Origin of the sequence: Paenibacillus sp. RC84, assembly GCF_041260495.1 — a bacterium.
In the GTDB taxonomy this organism is placed as follows: Bacteria; Bacillota; Bacilli; order Paenibacillales; family NBRC-103111; genus Paenibacillus_F.
The window spans coordinates 1-15,586 of the sequence record NZ_JBGBYL010000008.1 but is presented as its reverse complement, the minus strand read 5'-3'; the positions used below and the strand labels follow the sequence as shown (position 1 = coordinate 15,586).

General features: G+C 53.8%; 15 protein-coding genes, 7 tRNA genes and 1 rRNA gene. 4 read left to right on the top strand and 19 right to left on the bottom strand.

The window, feature by feature from the left end; translation table 11 throughout:
* Nucleotides 1-2: 2 nt before the first annotated feature.
* The 11 genes from hisB to ABH899_RS18195 all read right to left on the bottom strand — a co-directional run bounded on the left by hisB (nt 3) and on the right by ABH899_RS18195 (nt 11,164).
* The gene (gene hisB / locus ABH899_RS18245) at nt 3-719 is read right to left on the bottom strand and encodes an imidazoleglycerol-phosphate dehydratase HisB (RefSeq protein ID WP_369999099.1); all 717 of its coding nucleotides are present in this window, start codon (nt 717-719) and stop codon (nt 3-5) included.
* On the bottom strand, nt 712-2,001 hold the full coding sequence (gene hisD, locus ABH899_RS18240) for a histidinol dehydrogenase (protein WP_369999097.1): 1,290 nt from the start codon (nt 1,999-2,001) through the stop codon (nt 712-714). Before hisD ends, hisB begins: the two co-directional genes overlap by 8 nt.
* Nucleotides 2,002-2,092: 91 nt before the next feature.
* A complete protein-coding gene (gene hisG / locus ABH899_RS18235; RefSeq protein WP_369999095.1) occupies nt 2,093-2,728 on the bottom strand; it encodes an ATP phosphoribosyltransferase in 636 nt (211 codons plus the stop codon).
* Nucleotides 2,729-2,949: 221 nt separating this feature from the next.
* The gene (locus ABH899_RS18230; RefSeq protein WP_369999092.1) at nt 2,950-4,173 is read right to left on the bottom strand and encodes an ATP phosphoribosyltransferase regulatory subunit; all 1,224 of its coding nucleotides are present in this window, start codon (nt 4,171-4,173) and stop codon (nt 2,950-2,952) included.
* A 191-nt stretch (nt 4,174-4,364) separates the two neighbouring features.
* The gene (locus ABH899_RS18225; protein ID WP_369999090.1) at nt 4,365-4,949 is read right to left on the bottom strand and encodes an acyltransferase; all 585 of its coding nucleotides are present in this window, start codon (nt 4,947-4,949) and stop codon (nt 4,365-4,367) included.
* Nucleotides 4,946-5,599, bottom strand: a complete 654-nt coding sequence (gene ppaX / locus ABH899_RS18220; protein ID WP_369999088.1) for a pyrophosphatase PpaX — start codon at nt 5,597-5,599, stop codon at nt 4,946-4,948. The genes ABH899_RS18225 and ppaX overlap by 4 nt, the downstream gene beginning before the upstream one ends.
* A gap of 35 nt (nt 5,600-5,634) precedes the next feature.
* Complete coding sequence (gene lgt, locus ABH899_RS18215) at nt 5,635-6,567, bottom strand: prolipoprotein diacylglyceryl transferase (protein ID WP_369999086.1); 933 nt, start codon at nt 6,565-6,567, stop codon at nt 5,635-5,637.
* 50 nt (nt 6,568-6,617) lie between these two features.
* On the bottom strand, nt 6,618-7,559 hold the full coding sequence (hprK, locus tag ABH899_RS18210; RefSeq protein ID WP_009676857.1) for an HPr(Ser) kinase/phosphatase: 942 nt from the start codon (nt 7,557-7,559) through the stop codon (nt 6,618-6,620).
* Between the two features lie 192 nt (nt 7,560-7,751).
* Nucleotides 7,752-8,876 carry an ABC transporter ATP-binding protein gene (locus ABH899_RS18205; RefSeq protein WP_009676853.1) on the bottom strand — a complete coding sequence of 375 codons (1,125 nt, stop codon included), beginning with the start codon at nt 8,874-8,876 and terminating at the stop codon, nt 7,752-7,754.
* A gap of 102 nt (nt 8,877-8,978) precedes the next feature.
* On the bottom strand, nt 8,979-10,094 hold the full coding sequence (locus ABH899_RS18200; RefSeq protein ID WP_369999083.1) for a PucR family transcriptional regulator: 1,116 nt from the start codon (nt 10,092-10,094) through the stop codon (nt 8,979-8,981).
* A gap of 122 nt (nt 10,095-10,216) precedes the next feature.
* A complete protein-coding gene (locus ABH899_RS18195; RefSeq protein WP_009676849.1) occupies nt 10,217-11,164 on the bottom strand; it encodes an MraY family glycosyltransferase in 948 nt (315 codons plus the stop codon).
* Between the two features lie 258 nt (nt 11,165-11,422).
* On the opposite strand from ABH899_RS18195, the gene ABH899_RS18190 reads away from it, so the two are divergent.
* From ABH899_RS18190 to ABH899_RS18175, 4 genes are all read left to right on the top strand, one after another.
* Nucleotides 11,423-11,815, top strand: coding sequence for a hypothetical protein (locus ABH899_RS18190; protein ID WP_369999081.1), 393 nt, complete (start codon nt 11,423-11,425; stop codon nt 11,813-11,815).
* 5 nt (nt 11,816-11,820) lie between these two features.
* Complete coding sequence (locus ABH899_RS18185; RefSeq protein WP_369999079.1) at nt 11,821-12,417, top strand: gluconate 2-dehydrogenase subunit 3 family protein; 597 nt, start codon at nt 11,821-11,823, stop codon at nt 12,415-12,417.
* On the top strand, nt 12,414-13,973 hold the full coding sequence (locus ABH899_RS18180) for a GMC family oxidoreductase (RefSeq protein WP_369999077.1): 1,560 nt from the start codon (nt 12,414-12,416) through the stop codon (nt 13,971-13,973). Before ABH899_RS18185 ends, ABH899_RS18180 begins: the two co-directional genes overlap by 4 nt.
* 120 nt (nt 13,974-14,093) lie before the next feature.
* The gene (locus tag ABH899_RS18175; protein WP_009676862.1) at nt 14,094-14,402 is read left to right on the top strand and encodes an MTH1187 family thiamine-binding protein; all 309 of its coding nucleotides are present in this window, start codon (nt 14,094-14,096) and stop codon (nt 14,400-14,402) included.
* 241 nt (nt 14,403-14,643) lie between these two features.
* Here ABH899_RS18175 and ABH899_RS18170 read toward each other — a convergent pair.
* The 8 genes from ABH899_RS18170 to ABH899_RS18135 form a co-directional block, all read right to left on the bottom strand.
* A tRNA-Lys gene (locus ABH899_RS18170) sits at nt 14,644-14,716 on the bottom strand.
* Between the two features lie 10 nt (nt 14,717-14,726).
* Nucleotides 14,727-14,812 (bottom strand) — tRNA-Tyr (locus ABH899_RS18165).
* Nucleotides 14,813-14,854: 42 nt separating this feature from the next.
* Nucleotides 14,855-14,930, bottom strand: a tRNA-Phe gene (locus ABH899_RS18160).
* 29 nt (nt 14,931-14,959) lie between these two features.
* A tRNA-Asp gene (locus tag ABH899_RS18155) sits at nt 14,960-15,036 on the bottom strand.
* Nucleotides 15,037-15,051: 15 nt separating this feature from the next.
* Nucleotides 15,052-15,127, bottom strand: a tRNA-Val gene (locus ABH899_RS18150).
* 14 nt (nt 15,128-15,141) lie between these two features.
* A tRNA-Met gene (locus ABH899_RS18145) sits at nt 15,142-15,218 on the bottom strand.
* A 7-nt stretch (nt 15,219-15,225) separates the two neighbouring features.
* Nucleotides 15,226-15,316: transfer RNA gene (locus ABH899_RS18140), tRNA-Ser, on the bottom strand.
* Nucleotides 15,317-15,489: 173 nt separating this feature from the next.
* Nucleotides 15,490-15,586 (bottom strand): 23S ribosomal RNA (locus tag ABH899_RS18135); the annotation flags it as partial.

Below are 15,586 nucleotides of genomic sequence, written 5' to 3'. Positions count from 1 at the left end.
GTTTAGAGAACTCCCTTCGTCGAAGGTACTCCCTTAACACGGGGATCGATGGAAGTGGCTTCATCCAGAGCGCGTCCTAGCGCTTTGAACACCGCTTCGATCATGTGATGCGTGTTCCGGCCGTAATGAACAATGACATGAAGTGTAATCCGGGCCTCCAGGGCAAACTTCCACAAGAACTCGTGAACCAGCTCCGTCGTGAAACTTCCGACCTGCTGGGACGGATACTCCGCCCGGTATTCGAAATGAGGCCGGTTGCTGACATCGATAATTACCTGCGCCAGCGCCTCATCCATCGGGATAAATACGCTGGCGTAACGCTTGATGCCCTTCTTGTCCCCAAGAGCTTCCCTAAGCGTCTGACCGAGACAGATTCCGATGTCCTCTACCGTGTGGTGATCGTCTATGTCAACGTCTCCGCGAGCTTGAACTTTAAGATCGAACTGTCCGTGCTTGGCAAAAAGATCGAGCATATGGTTCAGAAAAGGAACATCCGTCTCCAGCTCCGAGACACCGGTTCCGTCCACGCCGAACGAAAGTTCGATGTCGGTTTCGTTCGTTTTGCGCGCTACACTGGATACGCGCGCACGGGAAACGGAATTCGTGACGGACAAGCCTTCACCTGCGCCCGTGTCTACCGCATCCGCGTTAACCGATCCACCGGGGTATCCGCTTTCCAGCCCCGCTTGTTTTGCGTTCTTGTCCACTTGTTCAGCCATGAAAGTTCCCTTCTTTCTGCAATCGAACTTGTATCGCTCTGGCATGCCCTTCGAGCCCTTCGTTTCGGGCGAGCGTCATAATTTGCTCTCCGTTCGCAAGGAGCGCTTCCTTACTATAAGAAATCACACTGGATTTTTTAATAAAATCATCGACGTTCAGCGGCGAGGAGAAGCGGGCCGTACCGTTCGTCGGCAGCACGTGATTCGGTCCGGCGAAATAGTCGCCCACCGGCTCCGGGCTGTACGCGCCGAGGAAGATCGCCCCGGCGTTCTCGATCCGCGGCAGCACCGCGAACGGGTCGTCCACGAGCAGCTCCGCATGCTCCGGAGCAATCGCGTTGACGACGCGGATGCCCTCGTCGAGATCCTCGACGAGGACGATCGCGCCCTTGTTCGCCGTGGACACCTCGGCGATCGCTTTGCGCGGCAGCGCCTGCAGCTGCCGCTCCACCTCTCCGCGCACCTGCTCGGCGAGCTCGCGGGACGGCGTCACCAGAATGGCCGGTGACAGCTCGTCATGCTCCGCCTGGGCCAGCAGGTCCGCGGCGATGTATTCGGGGTCCGCCGACTCGTCGGCCAGGACCACGATGTCGGTCGGCCCGGCAATCATGTCGATATCGACGACGCCGAATACGGCGCGTTTCGCGAGTGCGACGTAAATATTGCCGGGTCCGACGATCTTGTCAACGGCACGAATCGTATCCGTGCCGTAAGCGAGCGCCGCGACGGCTTGTGCGCCGCCGACGCGGTAGATCTCCCGCACGCCGGCCTCGGCTGCCGCCACCAGGATGTGCGGGTTGATGCCCTCTTCCCCGGCTGTAGCCGGCGGCGTCACCATCACGATCTCGGGAACGCCGGCGACGACTGCCGGGATGGCGTTCATGAGCACCGATGAGGGGTAAGCCGCCTTCCCTCCGGGAACGTACAAACCGACGCGCTGCAGCGGCCGGATGATCTGGCCCAGCAGGGACCCGTTGTCCTGCAGGTCCATCCAGGACACGCGTTTCTGCTTTTCGTGAAACGCGCGGATGTTGGCGGCGGCTTGACGCAGCGCCTTCAGAAACTCGGCGTCCACCCGGTCGTACGCCGCCTCGATCTCGGCTTCGTCTACGCGGAGTTCGTGAAGGTCGACGCCGTCGAACTTCTTAGACAGTCGCCGGAGGGCCTGATCGCCTTCGCTGCGTACAGCGGCGATGATCGATTTTACGGCGTCGTTCTGCTCCGCCGTCCCGTAGTCCACTTCCCGGGCGAGTTTAAACTCTTCCGCAGGCACGATTTTCATGCGCAATCACCCTTTCGTAACGCCGGCTTTCGCCTGCTGATCGTTTTTGTTTTATAACGCTTTATGTCATCCGTCAAGGGATAGCAGCCTCTTACTCCGGCAACGCAATCGTTGCCTGCAGAGCGTCGCAAAGCTGCTGAATCCGGTCGTTTTTCATCCGGTAACTGACGCGATTGGCGATAAGCCGGCTCGTGATCGGAAATATTTCCTCATATTCGACCAAGCCGTTTTCCTTCAAGGTCTGACCGGTTTCGACCATGTCGACGATACGGTCGGCCAAGCCGATGAGCGGCGCCAGTTCAATCGAGCCGTTCAGCTTGATGACTTCGACCTGCTGTCCTCTTTCCCTGAAATACTGGGAAGCCACCCGGGGATACTTCGTCGCGACGCGGGGATTCAGAACGGGCTGCCAGTCCGGCAGCGCGATAACAGACATCCGGCAGCGGGCGATACCGAGATCCAGCAGTTCGTAGACGTTCCTGTTTTCTTCCATCAGCACGTCCTTGCCCACCACTCCGATATCCGCCACGCCGTACTCGACATAAGTCGGAACATCAACGGGTTTGGCAAGAATGAATTCCATGTTGGCTTCCGGAAAGGTAACGATCAGTCTTCTGGAATCGTCACCGCTATCTTCAGGCATCGGCAATCCCGCTCGGCGGAAAAGTTTGAATGCCTGTTTATATATACGCCCCTTGGGCATGGCTACCTTAAGCATTTCCTGCATGCCTTCAGCCTCCTGTCAACAGCTTCTGTCGAAGCTAAATGATTGCGGGCCCCCGTTACGACGCGTAAGCCGCAAGCAAGGCCCGCTGTATAACCGCGAAGGCCGGTTTGAATGGCCTGAATCGTTTGTTTTATCGCATCGTCAACCGGTTTAGGCTGCCGCATTCGTTGGTTTAACAAACCTACACCGGCCGGCGAATTTATCAACTCGGACGCTGAAAATTAATCCGTCAGGTAGAGCAGGACGTCCGAGTACACGTTCCCTTCGTACCGGTAACGGCCCTGTCCCAGTTCGTGCAAAGCTGCCGGATCCCACGACGCACAGGACCCGGTTCCATTGCCGGCGTGGCGTGTCACAACGACCTTTCCGGGAAGGGTTCTCAGCTCCCGGGCTTTGCCCAGCGCTTCGCCGCGGCGGGATTCCCCGTATACGATCAGGACCCGCTCCTGCTGCTTGCGGACCGCATCTCCAGCCGCTTCCAGAATGCGGTTCGTCTTCAAGGCAAAGCCCGTTGCCGGTGCGGGACGTCCGAACTGAGCGAGCAGATTGTCGTATCTGCCCCCGCTGCACAGAGGGAACCCGAGATCCGCCGCGTACCCTTCGAATGTAAGACCCGTGTAGTAAGAAAAATTCCCGATCATCGTCAGATCGATCAGCACATGCTCGCTGACTCCGTAAGCCTCCAGAACGTTCCATACCTCGCACAGATGGGCGATGGCCGCTTGGGCCGTCGGGTCGGAAGTGACGCTGAGTGCCTGTTCGCAGATGTCTTTGCCTCCGCGCAGCCGGAGGATGCTCTCCAGTTCGCCGCGCCGGGCTTCGTCCACACCCATACGCCGGATGGCCGTGCGGTAACCGACGTAGTCCCTGGCGAGCAAGCAGCTCTTGAGCTCTTCCTGAGCTTCTGGATGGTCTTTGAGCGTTTCACCGAACAAGCCGTGTAAAAACCCGACATGCCCCAAGGCAAACTTAAACGCTTTTACGCCTGCGGCCTGTAAGGAAGCAATCGCCAAAGCCACTACTTCGGCATCCGCTTCCGCGGACGGGTCGCCTACGAGCTCCACACCGGTCTGCAAGAACTCCGAATCCCGCCCGGCTTCTTCCTCCATCGCCCGGAAAACATTCCCGTGATAGCTGAGACGGAGCGGAAGAGGCTCATCCCGCAGAAGAGAGGAGACCACCCGTGCGATAGGGGCCGTCATGTCGGAACGAAGTACAAGCGTTTTCCCGTTGCGGTCCAGCAGCTTGAACTGTTTCCGGTCTTCGATGGAGCTGGCCATCCCTACCGTATCGTAAAATTCCAGCGTCGGAGTCACGATTTGGCGGTAGCCCCACCGTTCCATGCAATCCAGCACGCTGAATTCGATCTCACGGATTCTCGCTACCGATTCCGGAAGCAAATCTTTAAAACCCGTAGGCTTTTCAAACACTTTCGGTTTAGACATTCATGTTCCTCCTTGCCCTGCCGGTACACCTCTATTTTCAAAACGCTTTAGTACGCTACCATACTACCAAATTGAAGGATATCCGTTAGTTTATCACGGAATGTCAGAGGCGTCAATTTGCAGATTCATTCCCATTCGTTTCTCTGCAGCCAATGTCCTCTTCGCTTCAAACAAAAAAACAGTTCATCTTCTTAAGAAGATGAACTGTTTGGATTGGTGCTGTTGCCGGAGGCCGACTCCGGTCCGAATATTTCCGCTGACGCTCCGAAAGTCCGGGCTTCTGCGGAATCGGGAGTCCCCGTCCGGATAACCTGAAGCGGATTACCCGCTACGAAGCTGTATGGTTCCACATCCTTGTGGACGACAGATCCTGCACCGATTACGGCGCCATCCCCTATCGTTACACCGGGCAGAATGGTCGTGTTCGCCCCGACCATCACATTCGATCCGATCCGCACTTCACCCAGACGATACTCCTTGGTCAAATACTCGTGAGCCAGAATGGTGGTGTTGTACCCGATGATCGAGTTGCGGCCGATCTTTATTTTTTCCGGAAAAAATACATCCACCATCACCATCAAAGCGAAAGCGGTGTGTTCTCCCACCTCCATGCCCAACATGCGACGGTAGATCCAATTTTTAATCGGAAGCGAGGGACAGTAGCGGCTGATTTGTATCCAGACGAAATTTTTGACCGCTTTCCATTTGCTGACCGTCCGGTAAATCTGCCATAAGGCGTTAGGCCCGTCGACCGGATATCTGTCGGTTTTCCTCAAACACTTTCCTCCGTAATCCCGAAAATCATATACAGCTCGCGCATATCCGCGATCATATGCTCCGGATGGTACTGTTCCAGGTAGGCCTGGCCCTTAAGAGACCAGTTGACCGCCACGGCTTCAACGCCTGCGGCTTTGGCCGCTTCGATATCGTAATGGCTGTCCCCCACCATGACGGATTCCTCCGCTGTTGAGCCCAGTTCATGGAGAGCCTTCCTGATTCCTTCCGGGTCCGGCTTCGCGTTCGTAACATCATCGACGGTCACAATACTTTGGATATACGGCAGCAGTTCGCAAAGCTCCAGGCCCAGCATGGTTGTCAGCCTGATTTTGCTGGTTACGACGCCGATTTTGACTCCGTAGGCATGCAGCTTGGCCAATACCTCTTTTACATAAGGAAAAGGTCTCACCAGCTCGTCGTGGTGTTTAAGATTATAAGACCGGTAAAGAGTCAAAAGATCCGTTACTTCATCCAGGCCGCTGAAAAACTGGAGCTGCTCGATGAGAGGGCGCCCCATGTGGGGAATGATGTTGTCTCTTGTAAACAGCTCGGGCGTCTTCCCTTCCAGCGCATGCAGGAACGACTGGATAATGAGCTCGTTGGTGTCCAGAATAGTGCCGTCCAAATCAAACAATACCGTATGCTTCATGCTGTGCTCCTTATTATCAAGAGTTCTGTCTGTTTTCAATGGCTTGTGTTGGCCGAAGCCGGTGTCCCGCCGATTTTCTCGATCGGATCGCTGTACTTGGTTTTCGCATAGCCCATACGGCGGCGCAGGACGATGATGATGATAGCCGCGATGATGATAAGTACGGCAAGAAGCTGGGAAATGCGGATGTTGCCGCCATAAGTCATCGTACCCGCTTCACCGAACAGCAGGGACATCGGCGACCACAGCCCGTTCAGCAGGGAAGCCAGCCAGGCCGGTCCCGTGAAATCGAGGCTGTCCGTACGCAAGCCTTCGATGAAGAAGCGGCCCAGCGAATACCAGATAAAATAGCTCATAAATAACTCGCCCGCACGGAGGAACGGACGGCGGCGCAGCCAGAAGAGCAGCAGCAGCCCGACGAAATTCCATACCGATTCATACAGGAAAGTGGGATGATAGAAAATGCCTTCGATGTTCATCTGGTTCACGATCCAGTCGGGCAGGTGAAGCGTGCTGCGCAGGAAAGACTCGCTGACCGGGCCGCCGTGCGCCTCCTGGTTCACGAAGTTACCCCAGCGGCCGATCATTTGGCCGACAATGAGTCCCGGAGCGCAGATGTCAGCGATCCGCCAAAACGAGTAACCTTTGCGGCGGACATAGATGAGCGCTGCGATAATGGCCCCGATCAGGGCGCCGTATATGGCGATTCCCCCGTGCCAAATGGCGATGATTTCGCCCAGATTGTTTTTGTAGTTTTCCCATTGGAAGGCCACATAATAAATACGAGCGGCCACAATGGCGGATGGAACTCCGATCAGCAGCAGATCCATGAAAAATTCGGGTTGCAGCTTAAAGCGCTTGCCCTCCCGGATGACAAGCAGCAGCCCGATCAGGGCCGCTGTGCCTAATATAATGCCGTACCAATGCACGGAAATCGGGCCTAGCTTAAAAGCGACTGGATTTAGCATAAACGGTCGATATCCTCCTATTCCTTACCTGTGTGGGTATGAACCGGCTCTCAGTCCATGTCGTCCAAATCTTCGGCCAGCGTTTCCGTCAGCTTGTTGGTGAACTGCAGGGCCGCGTTGAAGCCCATCCGCTTGAGCCTGTAGTTCATCGCCGCAACTTCGACGATGACCGCCAAGTTTCTTCCCGGACGGACGGGAATGGTGATCAGCGGCACATCCGTTTCAATAATCCGGGTCGTTTCTTCGTCCAGTCCGAGGCGGTCGTACTGCTTATCCTGCTGCCAAGTTTCCAACCGGGCAACGACGGATATTTTCTTGACGTTCCGCACCGCTCCCGCACCGAACAGCGTCATCACGTTAATAATGCCGACGCCGCGGATTTCAAGCAAATGGCGGATCAGGTCGGGAGCGTTCCCGTACAGCATATAATCGGCTGTCTGGCGGATTTCAACGGCATCGTCCGCTACCAGACGGTGGCCGCGCTTGACCAGTTCGAGCGCCGTCTCGCTTTTCCCGATTCCGCTGCCGCCCGTAATAAGCATTCCAACGCCGTACACATCCACCAGTACACCATGAATAGTAGTGGAGGGAGCAAGCTTGTTTTCGAGGAAGTTGGTCAGCCGGCTGGCCAGAATGGTGGTCGCCACCTGGCTGCGGAGAACCGGAAGTTGGTGCTTCTTCGCTTCCTCCACCAATTCCGCCGGAATATCCAATCCGCGGGTGACGATAATGCAGGGCGTCTCTTCGCTTGCACAAAGCTGCTCGGCACGATGCAGCCGGACCGTTTCATCCAGCGTTTCGAAGAAGGACATCTCGGTGCGTCCCAGCAGTTGAACGCGTTCCTGCGGATGATAATTGAAGTAGCCCGCCATTTCCAGACCGGGCCGGTAAAGATCGGCAACCGTTACAGTCCGCTTTAACCCGTCTTCGCCGCAAATGACTTCCAGGTTGTAATGCTCAACCAGCTCAGACACTCTCACTTTTTTGCCCATCGTTCATTCCCCTTTGTTTTCCCAATAGTTCCATCGTAATTCAACTGCCGGGTGAAAATCAACCTGCCGCCAGGCCAACCGGTATGCTGCTGCAGAGGTGCAACTTCTGCAGCATACCCACAGGCCGCCTCATCATTCCCTAATACGTCAAAAAAAGCCAGTCACGATGGACTGGCTTTAAATTGATGATTCTTACGAGTTCAGAAGAATGGAGTTCGTTGTTTCTTTATCGAAGAAGTGAACTTTGTTCATGTCCAGAGCAAGCTTCACGTTAGCGCCGTCTTTAAGACCGGAGCGGCCGTCGACACGCGCCACGACTGTACCTTCGCCGATACCGGCAAGGTGAACTTGCATTTCGTGACCCAGGTTCTCGGACACTTCGATCAGAGCGTTAACCACTGTCTTAGCGGAAGCTTCGAGGAACACAGGCTCGTCGTGGATATCTTCAGGACGAATGCCCAGAATAACTTCTTTGCTGGCGTAGCCTTTATCGCGAAGAACTTGGGCTTTGCCTTGCGGAATAACAACGTCTACGCCTTTGGCTTTGAAGTGAAGCTCTCCGCCTTGGTCGCTCAGCGAGCCGTTTACGAAGTTCATGGAAGGAGATCCGATGAAGCCCGCTACGAACATATTGACCGGGAAGTTGTAGATCTCTTCCGGAGAAGCCGCCTGTTGGATGATGCCTTTGTCCATAACGACAATCCGGCTACCCATTGTCATAGCTTCGGTTTGGTCATGCGTTACGTAGATGATCGTTACGCCGAGACGTTTGTGAAGTTTGGAAATTTCGGCACGCATTTGTACACGAAGTTTAGCGTCCAAGTTGGAAAGCGGTTCGTCCATCAAGAAGACTTGCGGTTCACGGACGATTGCGCGGCCCAGGGCGACACGCTGACGCTGACCACCGGAAAGTGCTTTCGGTTTGCGGTCCAGAAGGTGTTCAATATCGAGAATTTTAGCCGCTTCACGCACGCGTGCGTCGATATCGGCTTTTTTGAATTTACGGAGTTTAAGGCCGAACGCCATGTTCTGGTACACGTTCATGTGCGGGTACAGGGCGTAGGACTGGAATACCATCGCGATGTCGCGGTCTTTAGGAGCCACGTCGTTCACGAGACGGTCGCCGATGTACAGTTCGCCTTCGGAAATTTCTTCAAGACCGGCAATCATCCGCAGAGTTGTGGATTTACCGCAACCGGATGCTCCTACCAATACGAGAAACTCTTTATCTTGAATATCGAGATGGAAATCCTTAACGGTTGCTTCTTGGTTGCCTGGGTACCTCTTTACGATATGGTTAAGACGAACGCCTGCCATAGTTCATTCCCCCTGGTTCTTGAATGTTCTTAATTTGGAATCTGTACATTTATCTTAGCTTAAATGCCCGAAGACTGACTATGCACAATCTTCACAAAAAACTCACTTTCTTTTTGTTACTTTGTACAATACGAGCGCCAGCTTTACCAGGACGGCGTCGTGGAAAGTTCTTACGTCCAGCCCCGTCTCGTTTTTGAACTTGTCCAGCCGGTATAAAAGCGTGTTGCGATGAATATACAGCTTTTTGGCCGTCTCGCTCACGTTGCAGTCCAGCGCAAAAAAACTCTCCAGCGTGGACTGCGTCTCGGCATCCATGGAATAGTCCTTCAGCACATGCTCCAGAAACTGATGTTTCTCGGAATCGGGGATCGGATGAAGCAGCTTTTCCATTTGCAAATGCCAAGGCGTGTGAATGTTGTTCGTCACATTGTATAACCGGCCGAGCATAATCGTCGAGCGTAGAGAAAGCATAGCCGCCAGCAGCGTCTGGGCAGGCTGGATAGGGTAGTGAACTCCCAAGTGGCTTTCTCCTACCCATTCGGTAGCCAGCATGTCATGAAGTCCTGACGCCAGGGCGTCGAGCATCTGCTCGGTGCTCTCTTCCTGGGCGTCCGTCTTGTCTTCCTGCCCTACTGTGAGCAGATAATCCGGCGCGAGAATCAGCCATTCTTTATCCAGCAATGGAATCAATATAATTTCCGCGTCAAAAAACGTCTCCAGCAGCCTTTTCAGCTCCCGGTAAGACGCCCGTACGTTGGAAGAATAATCTCCATACAAGAGAAAAGGTATTTTGGTCGAATAAAGCCCGGCCTGGGAAGAAATCGTGTCGGGAACCTCCGCTTGAGAGTCGGTTTCGGCATGCTGCAGTAGCCATTCCCTGAGCGCGGAAAGCTTTTTCTCTTCTTCGAGCAGAAGAGTGCCGCTTTGCCTTTTCTCCGGCTGTGCGGATTCAATGAGCCACTCGACCAGATGACGTTCGTCTCCGGCCAAGTTCCCCGCAGGTATAGACAAAGCATGGACTTGATTTCCTTCCCTGCCCAGCAGGAAATAAACATCTTTGCCGATCAGCATGCTGCTCTTATTCAGGGCCTGCCTGTCCCCGCTATTTTTCCCCGCGTTTCTTGTAAGGGCTTCCCACTCTTCCGGCGTCTTTGCAATCAGTTGGACCGGCCCTTTGCCGATCGATTCCAATTGTTCTTTCAGCCTTTCCCAATCCATCCGCATAGCTCCCTATCTGTGTAATATCGAGGCTGCCATGGTGCTTCCTATTATTGTAACACAGCTAAGGTAAGCGTTTCACTTAAAGATGGCTTTAATAAGCCTCGGGAGCGGGATGCGGTTCATACGCCCATGAGCACCACAATAATAGAAAGCAGGGAGAACAGAGCGCCTACCAGGTACAAGAAAGAAACGGTTTGAGTTTGGGACAGCCCCCACTGCATCAGGCTGTGATGAGTATGAAGCTTATCGGCCCGGTGCAGCCCTCCGCCTTTCAGGAGCCTTCTCGTAAACACGATGACCGTATCCAGGATAGGAACGCCCAGCGCCAGCACAGGAACCAGGAGGGAGATAAAAGTCGCGCTTTTGAAAGCTCCGTCCACAGCAACGACCGCAATCGTGTACCCCAGGAAAATCGCCCCGGCGTCACCCATAAAAATTTTGGCGGGATAAAAATTGAACGCCAGAAAAGCCAGGCAGGCTCCGACCAGAATGCCCGCAATCAATGCGGAATCCTCCTGCCTTTTGACTAAGGCCGCCACAAGCAGCGCCAAAGAAGCGATCGTTACGATCCCCGAGGCGAGACCATCGACCCCGTCAATAAAATTGATCATATTGGTGATCCCGAAAATCCAGGCCATCGTGCCGAGCCAGACAAGCCAGACCGGGAAAAAAATCATGCCGCTGAAATGGAGATTCGACACCCCGATTATTTGAATGCCGAATAAAAGCGGCACAGCGGACACCGCAATATAGATGATCAGCCTGGGCCAGACGGGAAAGTCCTTGCTCCGGGTTTTAAACCAGTCGTCCGTCAAGCCGGTCAGCATAAGGACCGTTCCGCCGATCAGCACCGCATAGGAAAGATTGCCGTTACGGCTGAACAGTAAAATAGCCGCCGCGCAAGCGATGTAAATCGCCACTCCTCCGAGCAAGGGGATAGGAGCGGCATGAATTTTGCGGGTAGACGGCCGGTCGACAAACCCTGCTTTTACAGCGATCCGCTTCATAACGGGTACCAGCAGCGCCACCAGAATAAAGCTCGTCAGCATAGGGATTAGATAGTGCATACGCTCGATTCCTCCTGCCTATCGTTACCCTTACGGATGACGATGGGTAAATGGCTTTTTCACCGCATCTGTTAGCGTCTCCCAATCGAATTCCGCCCATACTTACCCCGTTTGGTAAAGGTTTGGTCGACTAACCCGCTCAAAACCTTGAGAACATTTTGTCAGAAGCGAGTTAACTCCTCCCTTTATGGAAAAAATAAGAAGAGAACTCAACCATTTAAGCGGATGTTCAAAACGAATCAAAGGAGATTCCCTACGATGATCTGGAACACCTGGACGTTAGACCGGTCCGTTATTTTGTTTACGGCTTTCGCTTATTTATTTATCGCGGCTCAAGTGACCTTGTCCCATTACCGGCAAAATTTTCACCGCAAAGTCATGCTGATTCCCGTTATTACCGCCCCGCTGTACTTTCTGGTTGGGCTGCTCGCGGTTCTCCTTAACCGGCCCTGGTTTCTCCATCTTTTTCATATGGGCATGTGGCTGGGAGTATTGACGGGCTTATACGGGCTGTCCCTTCACATCCGGGGAGTGGGCAAACGCGTCGGGTCTTATGCGTTCCGCAATTTCCTTATCGGACCTCCCGTCCTGATGCCTCTGCTGTACTCGGCTCTCGGTGTCCTCGGGTTAATCGCTGTCTATGGAAGGTGACTTGTATGAGAAAAATGCCGAAATACCCTTCTTTCGATGTCATGAAGGAGCAAAACCACTGGGATCCCCACACGCGGTCTATCGTCAGCTCCCGTATGAGGCGGCGCCGTGAATATCGCCTTTTAACGCTGTTAGAAGCGGAACAGCTCAGAAGCGTATGCTCTCTTCTTGTCGACGACGACAGGTCCGAAATCCTGACTTACGTGCTGGAGCATATAGATGACACTTTGTGCGGGCAAAAGGAAGAAGGCCAGAGAGGACCCGATACTCCTCCTCAGTCCGAATTAATCCGGAAAGGGCTGGAGGCGCTTGAGACGATGTCGCACGGGTTTCATGCGAAGCCCTTTCAACAGCTGTCTCCGGCGGAACAGAAGGAGCTTCTCACGAATGTAGCCGAGGTTCGCCTACCCTTGAGGGGCGATTGGCCGGATGCCGTGCAGAAAGCCTTCTTCAACAGGCTGCTCGCGTTGACCGTGGAAGCTTACTATTCTCATCCCCAAATCTGGTCCGAAATCGGGTACGCAGGTCCTGCTTATCCAAGAGGTTACATCCGGGCAGACCGGGGGCATTTTGATCCGTGGGAGGCGAAACCGGAACGATGAAATGGAACACTCAATCGGAAACCGTTGATGTGGTCATTATCGGCGCGGGAGCGGCAGGCGGTGTGCTTGCACAGGAGCTTAGCGAAGCCGGGCTGCAGGTCGTGGTAGTGGAAGCCGGACCGCTGCGGGATCCCCAAAGGGATTTTGCGAGCGACGAGCTGTCCATGCAGTGCCTGGGCTGGCAGGATACCCGTCTTGTGGATGGAGAGCATCCTCTTACCATGGGGCACAACAATTCGGGCTGGGGAGTGGGCGGCGGCACCCAGCATTTTACCGGAGTGTTTTTGCGATTCCATGAATCCGACTTCAAGACAAGATCCATCGACGGAGTCGGCGAGGATTGGCCGATCCACTATAAAGATTTGGAGCCGTATTACTCCCGGATCGAAAAAGAAATCGCGGTTTCGGGTCCCCGCCATTTTCCATGGGGAAACTTCCGCGGGCCTTACCCTTATCCGGAACGGGACCCTCTAAGTCCTAACGCCTATTTGTTTCAAAGAGGCTGTGAGAGTTTGGGGATTCGCTCCGTTACGGCCCCCCTGGCGATTCTGTCTGCGCCTTTTGAGGGCAGGCCTCCCTGCATTAACCGCGGTTTCTGCCAGCAGGGCTGTATGCCTAACGCCAAATTCAGCACCCTCATTCAGCATATCCCCAAAGCTGTACAAGCAGGTGCTACTGTGCTTACCGATAGCAGGGTCACTCAGATCGAGACAGGGTCTGATGGAAGGGCTTCAGGTGTGCTTTTTATGAAAAAAGGGGTCGAATACCGTCAAAAAGCCAAACTCGTGATCGTATCGGCCTATGCGGTCGAAACACCCCGATTGCTGCTGAATTCTGCGAATAGCCGTCATCCGGACGGGCTTGCCAACAGCAGCGGCTGGGTAGGCAAAGCACTTATGACGCACAGCAGCCATGACGTGTATGCCAAGTTCGAGGAGGAAGTGCGGCTGTACAAGGGGACCCCTGTGCTGGCTACTACTCAAGAGTTTTACGAATCCGACCGGAGCCGCGGCTTTGCGCGCGGGTATTCCCTGCATGCCCATGGCACACGGCCTCTCGCTTTCGCCCAAGGGATCGTCAAAACAGGCAAATTTTCTGTATGGGGAGCCACGTTACGCGAAGCTATGCTGGACTACAATTATTACGGCCGTGCGACACTGGTCGGAGAAGTCCTTCCTCAAGAGCATAACTGTGTCACGTTATCCCGGGAGAAAGACGCTTTCGGTTTGCCCAGAGCCAAAGTATCCTTCAGCTTCGGAGAAAACGACACCAAGCTCATCGAGCATGCGGTCTCAAACATGAAATCTATTCTTCAGGCTGCGGGAGGAACACCCGAATTTGTGGTGCCAGATACCGCCCACCTGATGGGAGGCTGCCGGATGGGAAGCGATCCTTCGCGATCTGTCACAAATTCATTCGGGCAAACGCACGATATCCCGAATTTATTCGTATGCGATGCGAGCCTATTCGTCACGTCCAGCGGAGTGAATCCCACTAACACCGTAATGGCTTTAGCAGCGCGAACAGTCGATTATATCGTAAGTGAAATCATTTAATCACCAAAATGATGGTAACCCAAGCGCTTCCGCCTTTTCCAAGCAGCAAGTAGCCACCGGGCATCGTTTCCATTACAATTAAAGACAAAGCTATCTCTACCAAAGGAGGATCACTACTAAATGGCTATTGCAGAAATTACGGTTGTTCCTATAGGTACAAGCTCTACAAGCTTAAGTGAATATGTAGCTCATCTCCAAAAGGTGCTGGACAACCAGCCTCTCCATTATGAGCTTACTCCAATGAGTACCATCATCGAAGGCCCACTGGATCAACTCATGGAAGTCATCCTTAAGCTACACGAAAGCCCCTTTGAAAACGGCGCTCAACGTGTCTCCACCTCCATCAAGATAGACGACCGCCGTGATAAAACGGCATCCATGCAGCAAAAACTCCAGTCCGTTGCCGACAAACTGGAGCGGCTTCAATAGCTCGGAAGCTACACTCAATTACTCCCTGAAAACCTTTTTCGTTCACCTTGAACACCGGGAGTCCCCTAAAAAATCAAATTCCACACCAACGAATATCAGGGACTTTCCGGCACGGCTAGGTCGCGAGAGTCGGACTCATGCAGCGATTTAAGACATTTTTCCGTTTACCAGCTAAAAAGACAACAAAAAAAGAGACCGTTAAGGTCTCTTTTTATATGAAGAGAATTGTTCACATGGCATGTGAGCCATGAAGGACTCGAACCTTCGACACCCTGATTAAAAGTCAGGTGCTCTACCAACTGAGCTAATGGCTCTTGGAAAAACTGGTGGAGGCTGATGGATTCGAACCACCGAACTCGTCAGAGAACAGATTTACAGTCTGCTGCGTTTGGCCACTTCGCTAAGCCTCCACATTACTGCCAAGCGCCGTTATGGACCAACTTGACTAAAAGTGGTGGCTCGGGACGGAATCGAACCGCCGACACGAGGATTTTCAGTCCTCTGCTCTACCGACTGAGCTACCGAGCCATACTATGAAATTGTTATACAAACTAAAATGGCGGAGCTGACGGGATTCGAACCCGCGGTCTCCTGCGTGACAGGCAGGCATGTTAGGCCTCTACACCACAGCTCCGTGCATAAGATTGTATGGTGGACGCTGACGGGATCGAACCGCCGACCCTCTGCTTGTAAGGCAGATGCTCTCCCAGCTGAGCTAAGCGTCCTTATGTAGTTGTTATGGTAGCGGCGGAGGGGCTCGAACCCCCGACCTCACGGGTATGAACCGTACGCTCTAGCCAGCTGAGCTACGCCGCCTTAAAACTGGCGGAGAGAGAGGGATTCGAACCCTCGCACCACTTACGCAGTCTAACCCCTTAGCAGAGGGTCCCCTTGAGCCACTTGGGTATCTCTCCAATGTATAAACAAACTTTTCAGGTTGCTCCCTGAAAACTAGCAGCGAAACGTGCAGTCGATCCATCCAAGATCTTGTGGTGCATAGGTGTCATATGCTTTCGATGCGGCCTTTCCTGTCGGAAAAAACCTAAGCATATGCTTTCGATGTAACCTGCACGACCGTACAGGTTTGTAGGTCAAGCCCTCGACCGATTAGTATTGGTCAGCTCCACACATTGCTGTGCTTCCACCTCCAACCTATCTACCTCGTCGTCTTCAAGGGGTCTTAC